The organism is Caballeronia sp. LZ035 (genome assembly GCF_031451175.1).
Taxonomy (GTDB): domain Bacteria; phylum Pseudomonadota; class Gammaproteobacteria; order Burkholderiales; family Burkholderiaceae; genus Caballeronia.
Window position 1 is genome coordinate 1 of record NZ_JARUXS010000049.1, and the last position, 411, is coordinate 411.

Annotated in this window: 1 protein-coding gene; it reads left to right on the forward strand. The window is 65.5% G+C overall.

The features are described from left to right. The coding region (locus QCE88_RS42015; protein WP_309911950.1) for a hypothetical protein at nucleotides 1-411 on the forward strand (411 nt) is incomplete at both ends.

The following is a 411-nucleotide window of genomic DNA, read 5'->3' on the forward strand; positions in this document are numbered from 1 at the left end:
GATCACCGACCCCGAGGGAGGCGTCTGGCGCCAGGCCTGGGATACGCGCGGCAATCTGCTCGAACAGGTGACACCGGCGGGGTGTTCGAGCGTCTTCGGTTATGACGCGCGTGGGCAACTGACGCAAGTGGCGGATGCGGCGCGGCGCTGCACGGCGCTGGACTACGACGCGAACGGCTATCTGGCTAGCTTGACCGATGCGTTGGGACGCGTCACGCACTTCACCCACGATGCGCGCGGCAATCTGCTACACCGCGAAGCGCCGGGAGAAGGGGCCACCCGCTATGCATGGGACAAGAAGGATCGTCTGACCCTCTGCGATCTTCCCAGTGGGGCATGGGTACGTTGCGCGTACGACGGCGAGGACAACCTCATCCGCTACGAGGACGAAGCGCGGCAGGAAACGCGCTT